Raw genomic sequence first — 24,141 nt, 5'->3', positions numbered from 1 at the left:
GCCGAAGTAGAAGCAGGGAATTAGTTGGCTCCCGACAAATTCTCGTGAACGATTTTTGGGGTTACGAAAATCAATAGCTCTGTTTTATTATCGAGAATCTCGGTGCGCGTGAATAAAAAGCCTATGCCCGGCAAATCACCGAAAAATGGAATCTTACCGATGTCTTCTCTCTGATCCCCTTCAAACACGCCACCTAAAACGACTGTTTCGCCATCCATGACCTGCACATTGGTTTGAATCTCACGCGTATCAATCCCAATTTGATCGCCCACAGCTCTTCCTGGTGCATCTTTGGTAACTCTTAAATCCATAATGACACTACCACTTGGTGTAATCTGCGGCAATACGTTCAGCTCTAACACTGCGTCAATTAATTGTGTCACCGGTCCAGTATTCGCACTACTTGTTTGATAAGGAATTTGCTCACCCAGTTTAATTGAAGCCTGACAACGATCCGTTGTCATGACTCTTGGATTAGAAAGCAATTCTGCCTTGCCTTCATCTTGTAACGCCGTAATTTCTAAATTCAATACATAATCAGCCGCTCTCGCCAGCGTCATTCCTAGCGCCCCATAAGGATTTGAAGCGGCAAGATCTACCAACATAGAGCTCATATCCAAACTTCCGTCAATTCCTGCTGAAGGACGAGGATCTCGCCCTCCTAATGCGAAACTTTTACCACTACCAACCTCGGCGGCTTTTGTCACACCAAATCGAACCCCCAAGTCTCTTGCAAAATTATTCGATGCAATTACAACTCTCGACTCAATCATTACCTGCCGCACAGGGATATCGAGCTTCGCGATTAATTTTCTGATTTCCTCCAACCGACTGGCTGTCTCCCTGACAATTAGGGTATTAGTACGCCCATCAACTACCACAGTACCTCTCGGCGACATCATCGTAAACCTATCGTCGTCACCACCTCCCGTACGACCTTGCACGCCACCAGCACCTTGCATTCCCCTTATACCTTGCATACCACCCATACCACCCATACCTTGCATACCGCCCATGCCTTGCATACCGCCCATTAGGCCACCCTGAATACCCCCGCCTCCTTGACCGACACCCATACCGCATTGCCCGAAGGATCCTGCATCCATGCCATACAACAAATTCCGGAAATTTTCCGCCCGGGCATAATTGATTTTGATGTACTCGGTGCGTAGCGGCTCCAATTGCTCGACTACTTTTTCGGTTTCACGCTGCTTCTCTTTATATTCCTTGATCTTGCCGACCGGCGCGATCAATGTGACATTGCCTGTTTGGTATTTTTCAAGGCCTTTGGTCATCATCATGAAATCCAACGCCTCGTCCCAAGGCACGTCGTCGAGTTTCAAGGTTATCCGCCCGGTTACTTCGTCGCCGGCGACAACGTTCTGTCCGGTAAATTCGGATAGCAGCGTGATTACGCTACGAATTTCGATATCTTGAAAATTAAGCGACAAGCGATCGCCGGTATATCGATCCTTCTGACTGTCTTTCAAGTCTTTTTCGGCCTGTGTCAACGGCCGAAACTCGACCGTCAGCAACCCTTCCGATTGGAACTGAGAATACTCGTAAAGCGGGCTTTGTAAATCGACGGTAATTTTGGTTTCTTGACGGCTACTGACCGCGTCGAACGATTTGACCGGCGTCGCGAACTCGGATACGTCGTAACGTTTCGAAAGGCGTTCCGGCAAACGGGTGTTGACGAAGTAAATTTCAACCTTACCGCCGATTTCACGGGTATTGACCATCGTATTCGCTTCGGCCAATGAAATCAGAATACGCCCTTCGCCGCGAGGTCCACGCCTGAAATCCAAACCATTGATACCTTGCTCGGGCAAAAACTGCGCCATCACATCGCTTCTCGCTTGTTGCGCAGCCGTAGCCACGATCGAGGTCTCCGGACGAACGACCGGCGCTTCAACCTGTGCGGCTCCAGCCAACGTGACAAACACTTTGTTACCCTCTGTGCGTGTCTCATAAGGCACCGAAGAAGTCAAATTAATGACGACTCGTAGCCTACCGCCGGATTCGGCGACATACACGCTATCGGCCGCATCTAAATTGATCGGGAATTTTTTCTTGGACAAACCGCTTTTAACGCCGCTAAAGTCCAGTGCAATTCTGGCGGGATTGTCGGTATGAAAAACCCGAGGAGCCGGCGCGGGTCCGTCCAGTTCCAATTGCAACTGCAAGCGCCCTCCCGACAACCGGGTAAAATCCAGATTTTGAATTTGTGTTTCATTCGCTTGAACGGCAAACTGAAAAACACACAGGAAAAGTCCCGCGACGATTGTTTTCCATAGCGGCTTGGTCGCTCTGTTCATGTTATTGCTGCCTTGAATACTCATTGTTTAATCCCCAACATCATTCGGACAATGCCAATGAAGTTTGCTGTTCTCGCCATGTTCCCGGCTTATCGGGAACGATTTCCATCAATTCGATTTTGTCCTCGTTGATACGAATAATCTTGCCGTGATTCCTGCCCATGAAATTACCTTGTCGAACCCGATGGATCGTCCCGTCACCGGCTTTGATCAAGCCCCATAACACAGCATCCTTAGTGATGGTTCCCACCATTCTCAAGCTGTCCAGCGAATAGGACTCCAATTGCTCCTTACGCCGAATTGGATCCGGCCTAATCCCTCTACCTGTCCCGACATCGACAAGTTCGGCTTCCACTACTTTTTCTATCGGCCGGAACGGATCGCGTAAACCGCTCGGTTTATAGATGAACGGTTCGATCACTTTAATTTCAGGCAACGGCTCGATTTGCGTTTTCGGCCGCGCCTTGACTTGATTGATATACTGAACCAAATCGGACTTATCATCGCTCGAGCAAGCGCTCAGTAACAACAGATTTAGCAAACCTAAGGCCGCGATCGCGCCGTGTTGAAACCACCCGCGTTCGCCATGTCGACTTTGCCGAGACCTCGAATCGGTTGCCGATAAAATACTCGACTTCATCTTCTACCTCTTCTTTGCTGAGGCTTTGCCGGCCCGGGTCCTTGCTCCCCCTCGTTATAGGTTTTGATCGTGGCGTCCATGACCATTTTATCGGACGACTCGCCTTTAACTTGTTGAGAAACAGGGGTTATCTTAACGTTATGCACCGTCACGATCCTCGGCAATGAAGCCAGGCCACTCACAAATAAAGCCAACTCTTCGTAACGCCCGATAACTTGTATATTGATCGGCAGTTCCCAATAAAAATCGCGGCGCACCGGGTCTGTCGGCCTAAACAGTCTGAATTCCAAACCGCTCGCCAAGCCGGTCTGTGAAATATCGACCAATAAATTCGCCACTTCGGAGCGAGTCGGCATTTGTTTGATGATTTCAGTCAGCGAATCTTCGATCTGTTCTAACTGCGCTTTGTAGTCCGGCAGATTGATCGCTTTTTTTTGTTTAACCTCGAAGCTGCTCTTCAAATCCCGCTCAGTTTGTTCCAATCGTTCCAACGCTTCCAATTGATCGGCGGTATCGTAATAATAACCGCCGACCGCAACGAGTACGCACGCAATTGCAATGACTACGGCTTTAACCGGTGTCGGCCAAGACCCGGCCTCATTAAAATCCCAATTAATTTCAGACAGATTCATCAGTTTTTCTCATCTTCGGAAATCGCGCCCAGTTTCGCGATAAGAATAAAATCGCTGAGCTGATCGACTTTGGTTTTTTGTTGAGACTGAATGATGTTCAACTTTGGACTGTGCAGCCACTCTGAAGCCTCAATCGCCCGCATAAACGCCGATACCCGCGCATTCGATTCGGTCTTGCCGTTAAACGTCAATACCTTATCGGACTGCACAAAGCTTGTTAGAAAAACGCCGTCCGGAGTCCTTCTAGCGACTTCGTCGAACAGGTGTACAATCAGGGGCCTACTTTCCTGCAGCTTTTGAATCACATCGATCTTAGTCAGTAATTCGGTTTTCTTTTCTTCGATGTTTTTAATTTCGGCAATTTTCTTGTCGACCGCAGCGATTTCATTCCTGAGCATTTGGTTCCGACTTTCCTGATACGACATTACGTCGTCGTAATGCATGTGAACCGCAAAAATCAACACCAAGGTTAAGGCAATCGACAACAAAGCAGCAGTCAAGAATTGCTGTTGCTGTTGTTTTTTAAGCTCGGCTCGCCAAGGGAGCAGGTTAATTCGGGCCATTAATCGAAACTCCTTAGCGCAAGACCGCAGGCAATCATCATAGCCGGCGCATCGCTACTTAAACTTTGCGGTTTCACTCGATTCGATAAAGCCATATTGATAAACGGATTGGCAATAAAACAGGGAATACTCAAGTTCTGCTCGACCAACTTATCGACACCGGGTATCGAGGAACAACCACCCGCCAAAATAATCGAATCGATCGTTCGGTTGGCGCTCGATGAAACAAAAAATTGGAGCGATCGGGCGATTTGCTGAACCATCGCCTTCTTGAATGGCTCCAATACGTCAATAATATAATTATCCGGAAGACCGCCGTGCCGCTTGGCAAGACCGGCTTCTTCGTAGGACAAACCGTAGCGTCGTTGAATTTCATCGGTCAACTGCCTTCCGCCGAAGCCCTGTTCGCGCGTATAAATGGTTCTACCGTTCGCAATGACGTTCAAAGTCGCCATCGTCGAACCGATATCCGAGATAGCAATAGTCTGCCCTTCGGTTGAACCGGGCAATTGATCGGAGATAAGCGCAAAGGCGTTTTCCATCGCAAACGCTTCGACATCAATGATTTTGGCTTTTAAACCAGCCTTTTCCAAGGCCTCGATGCGGTCCTCGACATTTTCACGACGGGATGCAACCAAGAGCACATCAACCATTTCGGAGTTTTTAGCGTTTTTTCCTTGAACTTCAAAATCCAGGTTGACCTCATCCAGAGCATAAGGCACATATTGATCTGCCTCTACCATGATTTGTTCGTAGACTTCTTCGTCCGAATAATTAGCGGGCATCGTAATGATTTTGGTCATGACCGCCGAACCCGCAACCGCGACGCAGGCATGTTTGACTTTCGTTCCGGATTGTTTGATGGCTTGTTTGATCGCATCAGAGATTACATCGACATTCGCGAAATTTTTATCGATAACGGCATCCTGCGGCAATGGCGCTACAGCATAACTTTCGACTCGATAACGAGGACCGTTTTTCGATAATTCCAATAACTTAACGGCTGCCGTGCTAATGTCGATTCCGACTACAGGCACATTTTTGCGACTAAACCAGTTCATCGTGGAACCCTTGTAAAACATTGAATTGTTGTTGCATCGAATACTCTGCTGCCTATCTAGTTATCGATAATCCTAAAAAGAGCGGTCTACAACACTTTCACCGGTCTGGTTAAGCCTCAAACTGCCCTTTTTAGGATAATGCGTCATGATAAAAAGCACATAAGCCATCAAAACGAGAGCACATCTTTAGTGTTGGATTAGAGCGCCGAAACACTGGCACTAACATCAATACGCCCGATCAAACTGCACAGGCACCAGTATAGTAGTGTTTTTAAATTACATAAAAAAATATTCATTCCGCTTTGATTTCGATCGCTTTTTCAATTCGAATCACCAATATCGCATAGCTGATAAAAACAAATTTTCAGTATCGAAAATCAAAGATTTAGTCTCCGTCCATAAGATATATTCACCCATATGAATGGCCGTCACTCCATGGCAGAACGAGGTTTTCAATCCCATTCTAAAAGTTTTAACCGTGACCAAAGAACCGAAACGTTCGGGGCTTGAGCATACCCCATACGCATCAAGCTAAGGATTTCGTGATAAATAACGTCCTGGAACTATGGGCTTTGTTGAGGGTTCGGTAACTCGCTTGGCAGGTGTCGGCGGCAGCAACAAAATAACATGATTTTCGAGCATTCATCAAAGTTTGTGTTGCTCAAAAGTCAAATCAAGTATATTTTTAGCAACAGTCAATGTCAGATTTCTTTTTATTCAATCCGTTAAGAATCAATCGAACCTGACGATATAATCAAAACACTAGTCACCAACTTGTTAGCTAGACAATAACATCGGCACAATTACTTTAGTGGTACAAACCGGAATACTTCGTGATAATTAAATTACTGATCACCTTTTTTAAATGGCTCAGCGTGCTTTTTCTAATCGGCCTGATATCAGCGGCGATTTACGGCTATCTGTTATTAGAGCGCATCTCCGAAGAACTGCCCGATGTTAACCGATTAAAGGATGTTCATTATCAAACGCCGCTACAAATTTATAGCAAAGATAATCTTTTAATCGCTGAATTCGGCGAAAAAAAACGTAGCCCTATCACGATCGACCAGGCTCCGAAAGAGCTAATTCATGCATTTCTAGCCGCCGAAGACAAACATTTTTACGAACACCAAGGCGTCGATTTTGTAGGCCTATTTCGCGCCGCTTTGAAACTAGCCGCCACCGGTAAAAAGGAACAAGGCGGCAGCACGATCACGATGCAAGTCACACGAAACTTTCTACTGAGTCGCGAAAAAACCTACACTCGCAAATTAAAAGAAATACTTCTATCGCTCAAGATAGAAGAGATTTTTTCAAAAGATACTATTCTCGAACTTTATTTGAATAAGATCTATCTAGGTCAACGCTCCTACGGCGTTGCCGCTGCCGCCCAAACTTACTACGGCAAATCATTAAACGACCTTACGCTGGCGGAATCCGCAATGATAGCCGGCCTACCAAAAGCCCCTTCGGCCTATAATCCTATCGTTAACCCTGCGCGGGCAATGGAAAGACGTGACTATGTATTATACCGAATGCATAAAATCGGCTATATCGACCAACAAACTTACCAAGCCGCCCTCGCCGAAGCCAATACAGCAAGAGTGATTCATCGCGGCATCGAACTGTCGGCGCCTTTTATCGCAGAAATGGCCCGGCAAAAAATTCTTGAACTTTACGGAACTCAAGCATACGGTTCGGGGATGAAAGTCTACACGACGATTACCCGCCCTCTGCAAAACGCAGCCACACGGGCTTTAAGAAATGCGGTGCATAGCTATGACGAGCGCCACGGATACCGTTTTAAATTGCCCGATGCTCCCGCTCAAAAAACCGACATCGACAAAATGCCGATCATCGGCGACAGCTATCCGGCGTTGATCAAACAAATCGATAACGACAAAGCAATCGTCCAATTACGCGGCGGAAAAACCGTTGAAGTACCATGGAAGAACATGAAATGGGCGCGCAAATTTATTTCACGAAACGCGCGAGGGTCCGCGCCGCAATCCATCCGCGACCTATTCAAAACCGGCGACGCTATTTTTGTCAGACGACTGAACGATAAAACCTGGGCTTTAGCGCAAATACCGGAAGCCGAAGGAGCTTTAGTCGCCATCGATACGATCGACGGAGCGATACTGGCATTAGCCGGCGGTTACGACTTCAATCACAACAAATTCAATCGAGTGACACAGTCGAACCGGCAACCGGGATCGGGCTTTAAACCCATTATCTATACAGCAGCCTTGGAAAACGGTTACACGGCCGCATCGCTAGTCAACGATGCTCCTATTGTAATGGAAGGCTCAAGGCCCGGTCATGAATGGCGTCCGGAGAACTATAATCGAAAGTTTTCCGGCCCGACCAGCCTAAGAGTGGCGCTTCGACAATCCAAAAACCTGATTTCAGTTCGCTTGCTGATGAATTTAGGCATCAAGCCCGTCATTGAGACTGCCATGCGTTTCGGGTTTCAAAAGAATCAGCTACCCAATAGTTATACGCTTGCGCTGGGCAGCGGCCAAGCCACCCCACTGCAGATGGCGCGCGCTTATGCAGTCTTCGCGAACGGCGGCTTTCTGGTCGAGCCTTACTTGATCGACCGGATTGAGTCCGGCGACGGCAAATTACTGTATCAAGCCAATCCTCAAGTCGCCTGCCTGGATTGCTCCAGCGAATCTCCGGCATTCATCAATCAAGCACCACGCATCATCACGCCGCAAATTAGTTTTTTAATGAACTCTCTGCTACGCGACGTTGTACAAAGAGGCACCGCAGTCAAAGCGAAACAACTCGGACGCGCCGACCTTGCCGGAAAAACCGGCACGACCAACGATCACCGCGACGCATGGTTTAACGGTTATAGCGCCACCGTATCCGCCGCGGCATGGGTAGGATTCGACAATTTCAACAGCTTGGGCGACAAAGAAACCGGCGGCGCCGCCGCCTTGCCGATGTGGATGGAATTCATGCAAACCGCTTTACGCGATAAGCCGGAAATCCCTTTAACGCAGCCGGAAGGTGTTGCAAAGATGTATGTCGACGCAGAAAGCGGCATGATGCTTTCGGCAGAAATACCGGGAGGCATATGGGAATTTTTCGACACGACGCAACAAGCCAAAATGCATTCGCACACGAATTTCGAATTCACGGAACCCGGAGAAGCCAATTTCAGCGAAAGACATCCCATTGAAACGCTGTTTTAGCCCCTAAGAACATCAATGCCATTAAGTTAAGCCGTTCGTGGCGAGCCTGTCGAACCATGGGCGGCTTAACTTATCGACTCGAACTTCGACATGTCTTAAAAAGGATCAACCGCCAAGCTCGCCACCATCAGCTTCAAACCTGACCTGATAGCGCATATATTGCGCAGTCTCTTCCAGCAAGCGCAACAGCACCAAACGCCCCTCCTTCAACGCAATCTCAGTGCCCAAATTAAACTTCTTATGCCAGGGAAGATAGCATTGATAATGCCCTTCGTAACTTTCCATTATAAAAATCTCCTCAGGCGATGAATCGGCGGTGGTAACCGCAAACGGGCTTTCAGAAACCAATTCCAATAAAGCACTCTGGTATAGCGATTTTTTAACCGACACAATTGGTCTTGCAATCGCCAACAAAGGCTGCAAGCTTTGACCATAAAGAATCAGCAAGCTGTTTCCTTCTACAGGCAGCTTCAAGTATTCCGCAAGATAAATCGCGGGCAAACCGGTTTTAAACGTTTTGATAGCACCGTATTGCAGTTCGACTTTTTCCTGCTTTTTTTGTCTGCCCCAAATTTCATCATTGCTGATCCGGCTTAAAACTTGTTCTTCAGGCTCGGGGTCGGCCGCCAATTCGAAATACTCCAGTATTTTTTCAGGCTTCGGCGTATTGATTAACGAAACCCGGCCGCCGCGAATATGCTTATTCAAAAACAATGCGGCCTGCTCATAGCCCGAAACGAAAGCATAATACTTGGGTAAAACGCGTTCCGTACTACGAACCAATTGCTGAAAATTAGACAACGTATTAAAGAGAGCGGCCCCATAAGTAACCGGCAAACTCACCTGCGTATTCAGCACGGCTTTAGTCAACGCTTCGACATGGAAAGTCAGCACTTTCAGACCTTCCGGCTTTAAAACCAAAGGCTCGGGCGGTTTACCGCGTTGATAGTCCCAATAAAAACCCGTCTGATGCTCAAATAGCGTCAATAAAGCTTGCTTTTGCGTGCAAAAAGCAAATAAGGCCTGAATCTCATCACGATTAAAACGATAGGGATTACAAATAACAAACAGTAAATTGCGCCGCAAAGCCTTGGCACCGCTATTCAACGGCTGAAATACCGGCAAAGCCGACGTAATCAACGTATCCAACCCGGCCTCTTGAGCATGCTGATAGGCGAGCCCCATATCATGCCAAAACGAACCGGGTAATCGTTCATAACTCAGTGCGCGATGAAAACTACTCCAGCCAAGCATTTGCAAAGCATAGTTAGCATGCAAAGCCTTATTGGCCGCATTGGTTTGCGCTAAAAAAATATGCAACTGTGCCAGATATACCATCAACTGAGAAGACAACCGAGCCAGCTTATAAAGATCCGGTTTTTGTATAATAATCCGCTCTAAAAATTCAACGATCTTAACCACCACCGGATCGAACAAATCGACGACTAGAGCCAGCTCCTCGCTATCGAGCTTCTCGCTTTGCTTGACCAGTAGATTCAAAACCTTTAATACTTCGCTACCAACCGCCACCGCATCAGGCGAGTTCAATTGACTGAACCAATGTTTTACGGACGAACGATTTAATTCAAAAGGCAGGGTCATGACAAATAATGATGCTTTTGTGACAAATGCGTTAATTCTAGCGCTTTTGAATGAAATTGAAAGAAAGTTGATATTTTACAGCCGATTTGTATCTCGCTTCTTTACGTTTCTATCAATAAAGAGGCTGTGAAAGTACCCGCGAATACATCATAAAAAAACCTGATTAGCAAGTTTCTTCGGCTAAAGCCCAAAGACCAGCATATCCCTAGCAGGACGGGTTTCGTAAGCCATGCGCGTTAAGCTAAAAACGGCCAACCCGCATCACGCTATTCCCCAAGCTCCAGATCGGGAAAGCCCACCTCCGGAAGCTCCAGCTTCCCCTAGCAGAACGGGGTTTGCAACCCCGTCCTAAACGTTTTGACTTTGGCCGAAGTTAGCCGAAATGTTTAGGGCAAACCGAAACGTTGGGGACGGGTTAAATAACCCGTCCCGCAAAGGAAGCTCCAGCTTCCTGAGACCGACACAACCTATAAGCGCCAACTTAAGGGAAAACTCGTCATTCCGCCAGGGATTGGCGGAATCCAGGTCCAGGGATGGCAATGCTTAGCTTCACACTCATGCAACCTGGATATCGGCAATCCATGCCGTTACCTGATTAGCAAGTTTCTTCAGCTAAAGCCCAAAAACCAGCATATCCCTAGCAGGACGGGGTTTGCAACCCCGTCCTAAACGTTTTGACTTTGGCCGAAGTTAGCCGAAATGTTTAGGGCAAACCGAAACGTTGGGGACGGGTTAAATAACCCGTCCCGCAAAAGAAAACTCGTCATTCCGCCAGGGATTGGCGGAATCCAGGTCCAGGGATGGCGATGCTTAGCTTCACACTCATGTAACCTGGATATCGGCAATCCATGCCGTTATGACGAATAAAGCCACAAATACACCATAGTATAGGCACTAAGTTGGTGCTTATGCCGACACAACTGCCGCACACTCTCAATCAACCCCGACTCGCTCGTTCACTCTTTCTTGATTGTCGGGAAGCTAGAGCTTCCCGAACAGGTTACCCAAGCTGGAGCTCTCATCGTTATACATAAATTGAAGGATCACCTAGCGTTAGGTGTCACTGCCATTAAGTTAACGGAAACTGGTCATTCCGCCATGGACTGGCGAAATCCAGTGCCATGGATGGCAAGCTTTTGAGGTGCATTAGAGCCTGAATACAAGCATTATTCATTTCTGTGATGGCTTAACTTAATGGCAGTGACGCTCTGCGTGGGAACTATAGGGGGGGGGGTGAATCATTACAGAAACGCTTGTTTGAGAATGTAGGATGCGGTGAACAGCGTGAACCGCATCAATCACGAACCATGCGGTTCGCGCTTCACCGCATCCTAGGGACTAAGGCAAGACCGGCATGCATTCCCACACTGGCGCGGAGGGAACGAGGAAAAGCCGACTATCTTGACACCGGTAAAAAACAAAATCGGCATTATTGCAGCAATGCATCCAAAGTATCGGCAGCAAAAATGCGCCCGGCCCACTTTTCGAGTTGTCGAGTGTCGGCTTGTTGTATGCGTTGTTCGGCCCACGCAGGCAAATCACCGTATTTCAAACGAATTTGCATGCTCAACAAGTGAGCGGCTTCTTTTCGAACGCCGCGTTTCTCGCCTATTTTTTCACCTTCCTTCATGCCTTCATTTTTCCATTGCAGGGTCCAATCGGTCATTTGTTCAGCTAACATGGCGTCTACCTCATTCAGTTCTTGATACTCAGGGATGCTGTCTTGTTTTAATTTTACGCGCAATAGACGACTTAACCAAATGGCAAAGCTTCGACGAATGTCTTGATATTGCGGCGTTTTCAGTTGTTGGTGCAAGCGCTGAACACAGGCCCGCATGTCATCCGGCGTGCGGCAATGTTCCATGGCAATCAGATGCCCGACCAGATTGTTAGGATGCTTTTGGCTGTAGTCTTTCGGGGTATCTTTTTCTTGCAATAAAAAATAACTCAGGCGCGGCGTGTAAGCGCTTAACGCGGGATGCACCGAATCAATCAAGCCGTCTATGGCTACCGGGCCTGTCCAGTCCGACGAACCATTATAAATGACGATGGGCATCACCGGCGGCAGTTTGTCGCCTTTTTTCAGGGACTGGGAGCGGATGATGTCTTGATAGAGCAGGCCCATATAGGTCATCACGCGATTGGCCATAAAATAGTCGTCGCTGGATTGAAATTCCAGCAGCAAATAGAGATACAGCCAGGTGTCTTTAAATTTCAGCCGCCAGATGCTGTCATCGTGACGCTGGCGTAAGTCATCGGTAACAAAACTGGATTTATACGGTTCCAGAGTTTTAAAGTCGATAGCGTCCAGCCAGTCGGGATGAACGAAGCCGGTGATTAAGTCTTCGACCAGGCGCGGGTGACTGAATAGCAATTTATAGCCGGTGTCGTGCTTCATTGATTTTTTAGTGCTCATGGTTTTCGCATAGGATTTCACCTGTAACATATATTGCTGATAACCCAAAAGCATAAATGAGAACTCAGAAAACTAGCACCGCCAATCAGGCTTGCACGGGGTAATCGAGAATCAGGTTTTTAAAGTTTTGATCGTGCATGAATCCAATAGCTTGAGTCAACGCTTCAATTATCGTTAACTATCGATTTCAAGCGAAATGATTTCAGCCATAACTATAGCCACTATTGAATACCCTTGCATCCACTTTCTATTTTTGATTACTCTGGAGCGACCTAAAACGATCTAGTGCAATTCCGCTCTATGTGAGCGAAACAAAAACGACATTACGTTGAATGTTGAAGAGTTCTTGGTTGCCGAGATCAAACATAAACTCATCGACGGTCATATCCCTACCATGAAGGGAAGGAGAGGCAATCATAACCGCATTGCCGAAAATATCTATACAAACAGAATTCAGCAATCATCTAAAAAATCAACCCTATTTCACCGAAACTCCGGCCATCATCGTCGCAGTACTACCAAAAACGACCCGGTGCAGCAACTGAAAATAGACATTGAAGAGACATACGAAAAGTGCGATAAATTACAATTTAACCCAATAATATTATCGATCTATTAAAATGAAAATATGGATGCCTTACATCGCCGCAGGTAGCGGGTCGGATATTTCAACTCACTATCTAGCAGCCGGCTTAAAAAAATTTGGGTGTGAGGTAATAAAGCAGTCATTCAATCGCTATTTTGAATTCGCTCCGTGGTTACTCAAGCGAGTAACGCCACCAGCCGATACCGATATTGTCTTAACAAACAGCTGGAATGGGTTCGCTTTTATACGCCACGGTGCCCGCATGGTAACTGTGGATAGACTGTTTGTACTTGACCCAGCTTTAGAGCCCTATAAAAGTAAGCTACAGCGTTATTATCACCAATACCTCGTACGCCATTTCGTGCGCCAAAGTCTAAATCATGCCGATGCAGTTGTAGCCGTTAGCCATTACACTGCGGATATTTTAGCTCGCACTCTGCAGTGCTCCCGACCACACGTCATCGTTAATGCGATAGACACCGACTTTTTTTCTCCACCGCCCTCAAATAAAGAACCGTTGCTAAATCGCCCGGTTCGCTTGCTTTATGTGGGCAACTTATCCGCTCGTAAAGGTACAGATCTACTGGCTCCAATTGCCCGTGTGCTCGGCAGCAGGTACGAGCTTCGTTATACATCAGGGTTACGCCTTGCTAAAAACTTTACCAACAGCCCGCCTAACTTGCTACCTATCGGGCGCCTTAACCAAGAACAGGTTCGCGAGGCTTACCGACAAGCAGACTTGTTGATTTTTCCGTCGCGCGGCGAAGGTTTGCCTAGAGCAGTCATGGAAGCGATGGCTTGCGGCACGCCTGTGGTAGCTGCCAATGTCTCCTCACTCCCTGAAGCAGTATCGGATCATGTCGGTCGTCTTTGCCCTGTTGATGATGTCATGGGCTTTGTGAATGCAATACATGAATTGACTCAAGACCCGATTGCTTTAAATAATATGAGCATGAATGCACGCTCTCATGCAGAACAACATTTTAATCTGAATAGAATGATAGAAGAGTATGTTGTTTTGTTTGAGCAGGTCTTACAAAAATCGAAAAATTCTTGACCGTTTTCATGTGTCGTCCAAATAATCAAGGGGGCCATTTTGAGCATTAAGCATCAAAATTACATACAAAACATTTTTTCCATTCTTGATGATATTGGCCGTAAAGCAAGTTTCGATAATGCAATTATCGATTTTGGATGCGGCACTGGCCAAACAGTAAAATTGTTACTTCAGAAAGGCTACCGTAACACTGTTGGTTTCGATATAGATCCTGAGAGAATCGAAATAGCCAAAAAAAGTGTCACTCCCGAGCATCAGAGCTGTTTTCATACCATTAATATATGTCCCTATCATTTGCCAATACAAGACGACTCTGTAGACTTTTTATTCAGCAGCCAAGTTCTAGAACATGTCGAAGTACTTGATGAAGTTTTTTCCGAATTGTCTCGAATAATGAAATCGGACGCAATTAGTGTGCATATTTTTCCTCCCAAGTTCAGACTACTGGAAACCCACACCCATGTTCCCTTTGGAAACACTTTTAGATCAACAGGATGGCATCGACTATGGATTTTACTTGGGTTTAGACAAACACTAACGGAACACCTGTCTTCTACACAATGCGCACAAGCCCATTTAGCCTATCTCCGTAAAAGAACATTTTACCGCACTGAAAAAGAAATTATCGCCATTGCAAACCGTCATGATCTAAAGGCCTATTTTCTAAATGGATTAAAATATTCGCATAATCTAAGAGTTTTACAGCCCATGGCCCCATTCAAGTTAACCAAGTTCTTTTATAGTTCATTTATATCTAAACTTTTAGTATTAGAGCCCGACAACAATAAACAGAATTCGTCATTGCGCGCTGATTTTGGCTCATAGATATTCGGTATGTTCCCAAATTTTCGTAAGAAACGACTCCGTTTACCAACCGACAGCTAATAAAAATCAATTTGATTCAAGTTATTTTTAATACGGTAATTTATGAGTAATGCGCATAATCCAGTCGTTTGTTCATACGGACTTTAAATTCGACTACTGATGATTCGGTACCGACAGCAACAACTCCAAATACGCATTTGCCGCTTTATCGACCGTAAAATCCTCGGCGTGGGCTTTTAATTGCTCGGGAGGCACAAAAAACTCCCCTTTCAAACTCTTTACGATGGCATTACCAAGCGCATCGATATCGCCTACCGGCACCAATTGCCCATAACGCCCTTCTTCCAATATTTCGGCGGGTCCGCTTGGGCAATCTGTAGCGACTATCTGGGTACCGGCCGCCATCGCCTCAATCAACACGCCGGGTAAACCTTCGGTCCTGGAAGATAAAACCAAGACAGCCGCTTTATTCATCCAAGGCAAAGGATTAGCCTGAAAGCCCGGACAATGAACACATGCATGCAAGTCATAATCGCTAATCATCTTATCAATGACTGATATTAACGGCCCGTCGCCCAAAAGCACCAAGCGCGCTTGCACCTGCTTGACTACCTGAGCGAAGGCGGGAAGCAAAATGTCCAAGCCTTTTAATTTTACGAATCGCCCGGCGAAAACAACCCAGGGCCGATCGTCGGGTATGTCTTGAATAGGCAGATCTTCAGCTAAAAGCTCCTGTGTCTGCGGCGTGACGACAGGATTGTAAACCACATGAAGGCGTTCACGCGAAACCGGCAAATACCGGCTAAAATCCTGTGCGACGCCCTTGGAAACAGCAATTACGGCTCGTAAATCCGTACAATATCGGCGTAAAAGAGACATCACCAGGCGTTCTTTCAAACGCTTGAAAATTCCGGTGAATTGTTGCTGCGTGGATATATGATTATGCACGCTCATCACAATCGGCGTCGTCAAACGCAACCGGCGAGTCACCCATAACGCGACCAAAGCAATATCATTCGGCGCCGCCAAAATATGCGTCGGTTTGCGCCGCCTGAGATAACGCCACAGACCGACAGGCAGCCAATAACTACTATGTCGCGCCAGTTCGAATACGCGGACTGATTCCGGCAGATCCCGACATAGCGGGCCTTTGAACTGACTTACCAATAAATCGACCTCAAACCCTTTTTGCCTAAATGCCTCAATCAAATAAATATGCACGCGCTCCATTCCTCCGCCGGCCAAGGTCGGTATCATTACGGCCAGTCTTATATTTGTTTGTTCAACGGACATTGAATTTAAATCTATCATTGAATTATTGTTGATCGAAATCGGTATAGCCCGAATGCAACCAAACGGAATCCGAAAATTTCGGGGCACCGAACTTCCCGTATTCCGCTTCGCTGCATACGGGCTACGCGGAACGCTTTAGCCTATTAAACGATCGGGTTTCGGCTTGTTCGGGTTCGTTTCTTGCGGATTTAATAGCTCTTCATACACCCATGTCTTTACCGAAAAATCGAGATAATGCCGGGCGAACTCGTGCGCATGACTTGGAGTAAAACCATTTTTTCGCAAACCGGCATACCATGTCAGCATGTCCGGTATAGATAACGGCGAATCATCCGCCGCAGCTTTAAATACAAACGCCGCACCCTCATCAATATCGACGTCCGTATAAGAAAAAATCACAGGCAAGCCCATTGCCAAATATTCACGGGTTTTTAGCGGCGATGCAAGGGTAAGATTTTTTCGATGACAGCCAAGAGGCGACACGCCTACATGCGAACTCACAAACAACTCAATCAACTTATCACCGACTTGAAAACCGTTGAAATGGACATAATCAGTAACAGCCACCTCATCGACCAGCGCTTCCAACTTCGCTTTTTCAGGCCCATCGCCGACGATCCGGAAAACGACAATCGGACCGGAATGCAGACTTGCCTGACGATCCGCTTCGTAGGCGGCAATACCTTTAATGACGCGATCGAAGCCATGCCAAAAAAAAAGTTTAGCGACACCAATCAGCACCAACTCGTCGCCGGAATAAGCGGCATGATTTTTAACGCAAACCGCTTGTGTATCGAAACCGTTTCCCGCCAATACTGTTTTGTCTTTTAATCCCAGCATAAACCAAGGATGCTCGCGTCCATACTGAATAATCCGATGCGCAACCCAATGCGACCATGGCAGACTTAAAACCAACAAGATCATGCGCATCAAAGCGCCGCCGAGACACGTTCTTTGCCCCCAAATCTCGAAGAGTCCATTTGCAACGGGTGTCGGGATATCGATGACAACTTTCGCGCCTTTTTTTCTTGCGGCCATGAGCGCCGTCACCAGAATAAGCGAGTAGTAACCGCAACCACGCAAAATGATCAAATCCGCATCCAGGCGCAGTAATTTTTCTCGAAGCTGCATGACACCGCGCCAACCGTCTTCGGTACCCCAAAAAATCTCGCACTGGTAACCTTTCCTCGTCAACGCCTGCATCGTGGATTCGATTTTAGTAACAACCCCAACATCCTTACGCCGATCGATAGCCGCGAGATAACAAATTTTGAGGCTCATTCCGCTTTTTCCTTTAACTGAAGTCTACTACACTCACTGCGCTGCCACACCGTCCGAAACGATCCAACTCGGGCGATGACACGGAGTAGCGGCACGCAGGACCACAATCGCTCTGTAACGTTTCGCTGCTGAAATCGAACGCACCCATTTCGGCATTCGCGAACACTCTTGCGCGCTTGATCAGAGAAAGCGTCCGCATGCGTAGCGGGTAACGTTGGCGCAAGTCATAAAGGCAGAATTGCCGAGTGGCGACGTGTATTTCCCAGAGCAAATGCACTGACGCCCGCTAGATTGGCTGATTCTACTCGACGCCTTACGCCTCCAACACCCGCCGCAGCGACAATCCCGGCCAAAACAATGGCACATCGTAGTAAAACAATAGCAACAATGATCTGAACAAAATCGATCATAATCCCCGAATACCGTTTCGGATATAAAGGATATCCGCAGGCTTGATTATTATCGAATCAAACCAACGATTGCCTGAAAAGCGGCCATAGATCATAAGACGTAGCATTAGGTTAACCGTATAGGCCAGTGTCGTGGCAAGTGCTGCGCCAAATAAACCATAAGGCGGAATGAGTAATAGATTTCCAATGATATTAATGATTACGACAAAAATGGATGTATACATATTCAATTCCGGCCTGCCGCGCGCTGCAATGTCATTGGCAAGAATACGCGACGCAGATGTCATTACAATACCGGGCAGCAATACCCAAAGCGGGATGAGCGCCTTAACATAATCCGCACCAAAAAAAGTTCTTATTAACCAATCAGCCAATATTGCGACACCAATAGCTCCGGTTAGCGTGGCAAGCAAGACCCAACGAGTAATGAAAGGCGTCAGTTTGATTCGCCTATCTTCATTCGATGAAAGTTCTGTCAGTTTAGGTAACAATACCGTACTCACTGCCTGCGAGATAAGCCAAAGCTTTTCCGCCAAAGCAACAGCGATTACATAAATGCCAACGGCGCCGGGTCCTAAAAAAAAATTAGCCAGGAAAACATCGGCTTTGTAATTTACAAAAGCAAGGATATTACTCAAGTGCGCTTTCCAGCCATAACGAATGGTTTTACGGATAACGCTTCCCGGAAGGTCATCAGTGACTCTTTTTTCAACCAATGGCCCGAGCCAAAAGGCCGTAAATATTAAAACGACAACTTGCGAAACAACTTGCGCGGCCATCAACAACGAAATGAAACGGTTGCCGCTAACAATCAATCCTCCAACTAAAAAAAGCAGAACGGCTGGTTGAATAATTCCCAATAGGTTATAAGGACCAAAGCGTTGCAAGCCCTGAAACACGCTTAGCAAATAACTATTCAGCAGTGCTATAGGAAAAACAGCCAATGCCAACCAGAGAATAAACGGATCGATGCCGGGAAAGAGCGCTTCATTTTTCCGGTAAATCATAAACGAACCAACCACTAATCCAAGCAAACTCAACACAGCAAAGATACGCAAATTTGCGCTTATGCATTGACGAACGGTAAGCTGTTGAGATCCCAAATAATAGACGTTTGCCGAGGCCACTCCCAGATTGAGAAAACTTACTAAAAGCGATGGTAGCAACAGCGCAATCGCAAACGCGCCATTGCCTTCGGGCCCATAGACACGAGCAATAAATACAACAGTCATAAGATTTAGCAAGGCGGCAATTATTTGTCGAAAAAAGGTCGCTCCGATGTTGAACGTTAGCTTTCTTAATCCTATGTCTTTCATTGACTGGCTATTTTCGAATTACTAGATTTTGAAAGCGCGTCATGATAGACCTGACTCAGTCGCTCTATAACTGCTTGTTCGCTGTAACGCGACCGGCATCCTTCGCGAATGATTCCAGGGCTAAAATCATGGAAAACCGACCGTAATCGCTGCATGGCTTCCGCCAATGCCGCGACGTTGTCATTAGCTACCAGCACACCCTCTTTCGGTCGAATGATCGACTCCGGACCGCCGCAGCGAGTCGCGATAACAGGCTTGCCTAGTGCCAATGCTTCGATAACGACAACACCAAAGGTCTCTTGGCGACTAGACAACACAAACACATCCGAAGCCGCGATTGCGTCTGCGACTTGATCTCGCGTTAAGGCTCCTAAAAAACGCACGCGACGACCTATTCCAAGATGTTTGGCAAGCGCCTCGAGAGATTCGCGCTCAGGTCCGTCGCCACCAATATCCAAGGTCACAAGAGGAACACCACGGAAAGCGTTTGCGAAAGCCATGATGAGGTTATCAATTTTCTTGTTTTCTTTTAGAATTGCGATACTTATGAAACGAAAACAATCTCCGGTTTTTTTTTGCACCGTAAGAGGTCGTTGAAGAAACCGTGCGTCGACAATATTCGGGATTTCTTGCCAGTCGCCGTTCTCCAAACTCAGTCTGTTTTCCAAAAGCGCGCAAAAAGTTTGACTCACAGCGATACGCCGATAGGCATCACGGGCCACAACCGAGGATATCTTGAGCTGTTCAGGCGTTAACAAGTCACGCGCATACCAACTTGCATGCTCAGTCACGATATAGGGAATGCCATAATTTCGTTTGATTTCAAAAGCCAGAATGCCCGCATTGAGCATAGAATGTACATGAATGACGTCTGGAGTACCGTATTGTTCAATATAACGATCAAACAGTGCTCTTCCTTGACGCAGCCACAGCCAACGCTTGCCGCCGGGAATTAAAGGCAACCACGCCAGGCCATAAGCGCGTAGCGTTGGCAAACCCAGGTCGATCTCCTGCTCGATTCCGTATTTGCCGGTAAAGATTTTCTTCCATTTTTTTAATGGATCAAGCTTCGGGTAAATTACACCCGCTTTAAATCCGTGATTGACAAGCGCAAGGGCCTGCTCGCGGAAAAACACGCCGTTGATATCGTTGTGATGAGCAGGGTACCACGATGGGATGATGAGGATGTGCATCAAAGTCCGATTTTCATAATACTCTGAAATAAATCCCTCACGATACTCCTGGGCGTCAGGTTCTTTGGTTTGGATAGGGCTAAATAGCCAGTCATCGAATCAGAATGCGGAACATGTTTTAGTACCCATTCCTGATGCGCCTTAATTATCCGAGCTCTATTCGAAGCGACTCCGATAAAACTACGATCAATCCTGTCAATATCTGATGAATTCCGAATGGCGCTTCTATAGGTACAAAGGTGGCTATAATATCTTGCTGGCATCTTCATTGCACTTATATCGAATCGCCTTCCTCCAAGCTTTATATGACGAGATATAGTAATTGGTTTAACATCTTCATGCTCGAAATAATAATCAGAGCGGTAGCCGCGTATCGATTTTGGTGGATCGCTGGGGAGTTCGTAAAATTTTTTTAAAACGGACAAGAATATGACATCGTTTATTGCTTTTGATGCTTCAAAAGCATCTACAATATGTTTAGGGCTAAACACTTCACCATTGCACCATAAATCTCTTGGTAATTTCACGATATCCAAAAGTTCTATACAATTTTCCTTGAGTTCGATGTCTAAATTCTTCAGCAAATTAATGCTATGAAAAACAGACCACGTTCTGGTTGCCCAAGCTCGGACATCTAATTCTCCGTTTTTTTCCGCTGTCCAATACTGAAGCATTCTTGATTGCGTGAAGTCAAGAAGGTAACACACACTCAGTCCGATCTTTTCTTCTTTTGTCAACTCATCAAAAGAAGGCGGCCTATCATTACCAAAAATAATATCAATGTTGCTGGCATATATTATAAATTGGATTTCATTTTTCATTGAAATAGGCAATATCACCGGACCGTGCAAAAAAACACCATCGTTAATACCTTTAACACTCAAATTAGATTGTTTACCTCCAAGATTGGAGTCCTCTGTAATGACAATCAGATCAAGATCGGATAATCCCGGAGCGCCAATGCTGCCCATAGTGGCGACAGTCCTGACACTATCATTATTTTGAACCCGCGCCAGATAAATCTCTAACGCCATAGCGTATGAGTTTTTACTTATTCTAGTCGGCCAGTTTACGAGTTTCATCAAGAACTACCTGAAAATTAGATAAGAATTTTTTCATATGAATTAAAAAATCATTAATACATATATCTGATATTTTTTTATTTTTATAAAGATTTATTAAGATCAAGTCGACTTTGTTTTGTGGTATTTTTTCGTATATGGTGTGGTTTCGTAAAAGCTTTATCCAGTTAGGGGAAACTGGCCAGGTATTTCGAAGGTATGTTGCAATCGATAGGGTCGAATTAAATATCTCATGAAAATCTTCACTAAAACGGTGTATGGCTTGCTTCTTATTCAACAACACCCCTTTTGATTGATAATAGTAAACCGGCACCATTAAAAAGTTGCTCAACAGTTGCTTAATGGAATACATTCCAATGCCGTATCGAAAAAATAACTCCGGATTTCTGAGTCGATCAAGAGTGAGTTCTAAATGTTTTCGGCTGACAATTTTTGTATCATCTACTGAATTCGAAATAGTAAATTCCATTTCTTTGCTCGTTAGTGACCAGCAGTTATCATATGCGCAAAGTGGCAAGATTGATTCATTATAATTTGAGATATCATATTTATTTATAAAAAATGCACCATGATGTTGCAATGGGTCAACTTTTATAATTAGCTCATTAACCATTTTATTTATGGCTACTAATTGATTTGATACTGTACTTTCTTTAATGCAAAAAACATCTCCAAGAACAATGGTTATTTCAAGGTCGCTATACTCTGTGAACGAAAAATCGCCAAAGCTTCCATGTATTATTAATGTTTCATATATTGTTAAGCTCGATAAATAACTGTCCAATTCTTTTAAAGAATCTAAAAAAAATATGCTTTTTGATTGCGGTAGATTCTTAATGTCTGGGATTTTTAATGTTTTTTTCATTCAATTCCATTTACTTTTCTAGTTTGGAACAAGCTTAAACCAATCACCTTCGAATAGCCTCGTATTTTGATTCACCAAATGGCGTTGGCGCATAAATATTGAATTTAAACCATTGGTTTAGAGGTATTTATAGGTGAATCTTTGAATGCCGCTGATCATTCTAGCTAAAAACCAGAGAAGCAACGCCAGGAAAATCCTGCAACTAATTGTTTTAGAAATGCTATATTTATGCAACAACGCCTCACTAAACCCTCATGTTTCTACCACCACAACCCAATCCGCCGTCAATCGATAGCATTGACCGCTGTGCGGACAAACCGCCGTTGCTTCACCGTGCAAGGGCAAATCGAGCCTTTCGCCATATTCGCTGATCCAGCCGATCTGCCGGGCCGGTACGCCGACCATCAAGGCATAGGGTTTTACGTCCCGGTTGATCACTGCACCGGCACCGATAAAGGCAAACTCGCCGATGGTCACGCCGCAGACGATAGTGCAATTAGCGCCTAAGGTGGCGCCGCGTTTAACGAGCGTCGGACGGTATTCGTTTTTGCGCGGCACAGCAGAGCGAGGATTGTAAACATTAGTAAACACCATGCTTGGGCCGCAGAAGACCTCGTCTTCCAAGGTCACCGCATCGTAAACGCTGACGTTGTTTTGAATTTTGACATAATCGCCGATAACCGCTTGATTGCCGATATAAACATTTTGCCCCAACGAACAGTGTTTTCCGATTCGGGCACCGGCGCAAACATGCACCCAATGCCAAATGCGGGTTTGTTCGCCGATTTGCGCGCCTTCATCGATAATGGCGCTGAAATGTGCGGTATAGCTCATTTGCTTTGTTTGCTCTCTATCCGATTACAGAAAGGATGATAGTCGCTTTGCAAGCCGGCCGGTTTTTCATTACGAATCCGATAGACCATTTCCACCGCAGTACGCGCCGCATCCAAACCATAGCCTTGACCAGCCAAAATTGCCTGATAGCTCAACGTGTGCAGGTCGGTAAAACCGTCGGAAAATTCAACAGCTCGGTCGTTGACGGTAATCGACCGGTAGGTTCGTTGTCGCGTGTCTTGTTGCGCCGGGGGGAGATCTTGCGCGTTAACAGACAGAAACCAGCGTACTCGTGCGTTTTTCATTTCCAAATAGCCGGCGGCACGCTCGTGTTGATTAATGTGTACCGTGCTATTGATGCAATCGCCGAATACCCAAGCCAGCATATCGAAAAAATGGACGCCGATATTGGTAGCGATGCCGCCCGATTTTTCGACTTGTCCTTTCCAGCTCCGATGATACCAGTTGCCGCGCGAGGTAATGTAGGTAATTTCGACGTCGTGTATCCGGTCGTCCGCTTGCTGAATGTGTTCTTTGAGTTGAATGATCGCCGGGTGAAGACGCAATTGTAATATGTTGAATACTTTTTTCCCGGTTTCTTGCTCCATTTCTTGAAGTCCGTCGATGTTCCAGGGATTGAGCACCAAGGGTTTTTCGCAAATGGCGTGCGCTTGGCTGCGGAGGGCAAAGCGAGTATGAGCGTCATGCAGATAATTGGGCGAACAAATGCTGATGTAATCGACTGGACGCCCCTGCCGGCGCAATTTGTCGATATGACGGTCGAAACGTTCAAATTCAGTAAAAAAGTCGGCTTCCGGAAAATAACTGTCGATGATGCCGACACTGTCGCTCGGGTCGAGCGCGGCGACTAGCCGGTTACCGGTGTCATGAATGGCTTTCATGTGGCGCGGTGCAACAAAGCCGGCCGCGCCGATCAGGGCGAAAGTGTTTGGGTTCATAG

Annotated in this window: 18 protein-coding genes; 3 read left to right on the top strand and 15 right to left on the bottom strand. The window is 46.2% G+C overall.

All coding sequences use genetic code 11. The features are described from left to right. Positions 1–20 precede the first annotated feature (20 nt). Genes EQU24_RS04490 through EQU24_RS04470 form a run of 5 tightly spaced genes read right to left on the bottom strand, consistent with a single transcriptional unit; the run spans position 21 to position 5,214 of the window. Complete coding sequence (locus tag EQU24_RS04490; RefSeq protein WP_017840646.1) at positions 21–2,342, bottom strand: type IV pilus secretin PilQ; 2,322 nt, start codon at positions 2,340–2,342, stop codon at positions 21–23. 16 nt (positions 2,343–2,358) lie between these two features. Next, positions 2,359–2,958 carry a pilus assembly protein PilP gene (locus tag EQU24_RS04485; protein ID WP_017840647.1) on the bottom strand — a complete coding sequence of 200 codons (600 nt, stop codon included), beginning with the start codon at positions 2,956–2,958 and terminating at the stop codon, positions 2,359–2,361. Next, entirely contained in the window at positions 2,955–3,590 is a 636-nt protein-coding gene (locus EQU24_RS04480) for a type IV pilus inner membrane component PilO (protein ID WP_017840648.1), read from the bottom strand. Before EQU24_RS04480 ends, EQU24_RS04485 begins: the two co-directional genes overlap by 4 nt. Beyond that, positions 3,590–4,153 carry a PilN domain-containing protein gene (locus EQU24_RS04475; RefSeq protein WP_017840649.1) on the bottom strand — a complete coding sequence of 188 codons (564 nt, stop codon included), beginning with the start codon at positions 4,151–4,153 and terminating at the stop codon, positions 3,590–3,592. Before EQU24_RS04475 ends, EQU24_RS04480 begins: the two co-directional genes overlap by 1 nt. Continuing rightward, on the bottom strand, positions 4,153–5,214 hold the full coding sequence (locus EQU24_RS04470) for a pilus assembly protein PilM (RefSeq protein ID WP_026130159.1): 1,062 nt from the start codon (positions 5,212–5,214) through the stop codon (positions 4,153–4,155). Before EQU24_RS04470 ends, EQU24_RS04475 begins: the two co-directional genes overlap by 1 nt. Positions 5,215–6,047: 833 nt before the next feature. Here EQU24_RS04470 and EQU24_RS04465 point away from each other — a divergent pair. Beyond that, entirely contained in the window at positions 6,048–8,420 is a 2,373-nt protein-coding gene (locus EQU24_RS04465; protein WP_017840651.1) for a penicillin-binding protein 1A, read from the top strand. A 105-nt stretch (positions 8,421–8,525) separates the two neighbouring features. Here the strand turns inward: EQU24_RS04465 and EQU24_RS04460 are convergent, their stop codons facing one another. Further along, on the bottom strand, positions 8,526–10,022 hold the full coding sequence (locus EQU24_RS04460; RefSeq protein WP_017840652.1) for a hypothetical protein: 1,497 nt from the start codon (positions 10,020–10,022) through the stop codon (positions 8,526–8,528). 1,429 nt (positions 10,023–11,451) lie between these two features. Next, positions 11,452–12,438 carry an Rpn family recombination-promoting nuclease/putative transposase gene (locus EQU24_RS04455; protein ID WP_026130160.1) on the bottom strand — a complete coding sequence of 329 codons (987 nt, stop codon included), beginning with the start codon at positions 12,436–12,438 and terminating at the stop codon, positions 11,452–11,454. Positions 12,439–13,058: 620 nt separating this feature from the next. Here EQU24_RS04455 and EQU24_RS04450 point away from each other — a divergent pair. Both EQU24_RS04450 and EQU24_RS04445 read left to right on the top strand, forming a co-directional pair. After that, on the top strand, positions 13,059–14,081 hold the full coding sequence (locus EQU24_RS04450; protein WP_017840655.1) for a glycosyltransferase family 4 protein: 1,023 nt from the start codon (positions 13,059–13,061) through the stop codon (positions 14,079–14,081). A 39-nt stretch (positions 14,082–14,120) separates the two neighbouring features. Continuing rightward, positions 14,121–14,906, top strand: coding sequence for a class I SAM-dependent methyltransferase (locus EQU24_RS04445; protein ID WP_017840656.1), 786 nt, complete (start codon positions 14,121–14,123; stop codon positions 14,904–14,906). A 153-nt stretch (positions 14,907–15,059) separates the two neighbouring features. On the opposite strand, the gene EQU24_RS04440 is transcribed toward EQU24_RS04445, so the two are convergent. From EQU24_RS04440 to EQU24_RS04405, 8 genes are all read right to left on the bottom strand, one after another. After that, positions 15,060–16,217, bottom strand: a complete 1,158-nt coding sequence (locus EQU24_RS04440; protein ID WP_138767081.1) for a glycosyltransferase — start codon at positions 16,215–16,217, stop codon at positions 15,060–15,062. 117 nt (positions 16,218–16,334) lie between these two features. Beyond that, entirely contained in the window at positions 16,335–17,480 is a 1,146-nt protein-coding gene (locus tag EQU24_RS04435) for a glycosyltransferase (protein ID WP_017840658.1), read from the bottom strand. Positions 17,481–17,886: 406 nt separating this feature from the next. Further along, entirely contained in the window at positions 17,887–19,206 is a 1,320-nt protein-coding gene (locus EQU24_RS04430; RefSeq protein WP_017840660.1) for a flippase, read from the bottom strand. Then, the gene (locus EQU24_RS04425) at positions 19,203–20,399 is read right to left on the bottom strand and encodes a glycosyltransferase (protein WP_017840661.1); all 1,197 of its coding nucleotides are present in this window, start codon (positions 20,397–20,399) and stop codon (positions 19,203–19,205) included. The genes EQU24_RS04430 and EQU24_RS04425 overlap by 4 nt, the downstream gene beginning before the upstream one ends. Next, on the bottom strand, positions 20,399–21,433 hold the full coding sequence (locus EQU24_RS04420; RefSeq protein WP_040575320.1) for a hypothetical protein: 1,035 nt from the start codon (positions 21,431–21,433) through the stop codon (positions 20,399–20,401). The genes EQU24_RS04425 and EQU24_RS04420 overlap by 1 nt, the downstream gene beginning before the upstream one ends. A gap of 22 nt (positions 21,434–21,455) precedes the next feature. After that, positions 21,456–22,346 (bottom strand): hypothetical protein, encoded by an 891-nt coding sequence (locus tag EQU24_RS04415; RefSeq protein ID WP_017840663.1) that lies wholly within the window; start codon positions 22,344–22,346, stop codon positions 21,456–21,458. Positions 22,347–22,598: 252 nt separating this feature from the next. Further along, positions 22,599–23,180 (bottom strand): acyltransferase, encoded by a 582-nt coding sequence (locus EQU24_RS04410; protein ID WP_017840664.1) that lies wholly within the window; start codon positions 23,178–23,180, stop codon positions 22,599–22,601. Further along, positions 23,177–24,139: a Gfo/Idh/MocA family oxidoreductase gene (locus tag EQU24_RS04405; protein WP_017840665.1), complete on the bottom strand. Its 963-nt coding sequence runs from the start codon at positions 24,137–24,139 to the stop codon at positions 23,177–23,179. The genes EQU24_RS04410 and EQU24_RS04405 overlap by 4 nt, the downstream gene beginning before the upstream one ends. Between the last annotated feature and the right edge of the window lie 2 nt (positions 24,140–24,141).

The sequence above is a fragment of the Methylotuvimicrobium buryatense genome, from assembly GCF_005931095.1.
Classification (GTDB): domain Bacteria; phylum Pseudomonadota; class Gammaproteobacteria; order Methylococcales; family Methylomonadaceae; genus Methylotuvimicrobium; species Methylotuvimicrobium buryatense.
The sequence above is the reverse complement of the archived record's forward strand: the minus strand, read 5'-3'. Positions and strand labels throughout refer to the sequence as shown.

Coding starts and splice junctions, on each gene's coding strand:
- EQU24_RS04420 (WP_040575320.1), bottom strand. CDS start 21,433: ATGGCGTTAGAGATTTATCTGGCGCGGGTTCAAAATAATGATAGTGTC.
- EQU24_RS04440 (WP_138767081.1), bottom strand. CDS start 16,217: ATGATAGATTTAAATTCAATGTCCGTTGAACAAACAAATATAAGACTG.
- EQU24_RS04410 (WP_017840664.1), bottom strand. CDS start 23,180: ATGAGCTATACCGCACATTTCAGCGCCATTATCGATGAAGGCGCGCAA.
- EQU24_RS04430 (WP_017840660.1), bottom strand. CDS start 19,206: ATGAAAGACATAGGATTAAGAAAGCTAACGTTCAACATCGGAGCGACC.
- EQU24_RS04485 (WP_017840647.1), bottom strand. CDS start 2,958: ATGAAGTCGAGTATTTTATCGGCAACCGATTCGAGGTCTCGGCAAAGT.
- EQU24_RS04480 (WP_017840648.1), bottom strand. CDS start 3,590: ATGAATCTGTCTGAAATTAATTGGGATTTTAATGAGGCCGGGTCTTGG.
- EQU24_RS04405 (WP_017840665.1), bottom strand. CDS start 24,139: ATGAACCCAAACACTTTCGCCCTGATCGGCGCGGCCGGCTTTGTTGCA.
- EQU24_RS04490 (WP_017840646.1), bottom strand. CDS start 2,342: ATGAGTATTCAAGGCAGCAATAACATGAACAGAGCGACCAAGCCGCTA.
- EQU24_RS04475 (WP_017840649.1), bottom strand. CDS start 4,153: ATGGCCCGAATTAACCTGCTCCCTTGGCGAGCCGAGCTTAAAAAACAA.
- EQU24_RS04470 (WP_026130159.1), bottom strand. CDS start 5,214: ATGAACTGGTTTAGTCGCAAAAATGTGCCTGTAGTCGGAATCGACATT.
- EQU24_RS04415 (WP_017840663.1), bottom strand. CDS start 22,346: ATGAAAAAAACATTAAAAATCCCAGACATTAAGAATCTACCGCAATCA.
- EQU24_RS04425 (WP_017840661.1), bottom strand. CDS start 20,399: ATGCACATCCTCATCATCCCATCGTGGTACCCTGCTCATCACAACGAT.
- EQU24_RS04455 (WP_026130160.1), bottom strand. CDS start 12,438: ATGAGCACTAAAAAATCAATGAAGCACGACACCGGCTATAAATTGCTA.
- EQU24_RS04435 (WP_017840658.1), bottom strand. CDS start 17,480: ATGAGCCTCAAAATTTGTTATCTCGCGGCTATCGATCGGCGTAAGGAT.
- EQU24_RS04460 (WP_017840652.1), bottom strand. CDS start 10,022: ATGACCCTGCCTTTTGAATTAAATCGTTCGTCCGTAAAACATTGGTTC.
- EQU24_RS04450 (WP_017840655.1), top strand. CDS start 13,059: ATGAAAATATGGATGCCTTACATCGCCGCAGGTAGCGGGTCGGATATT.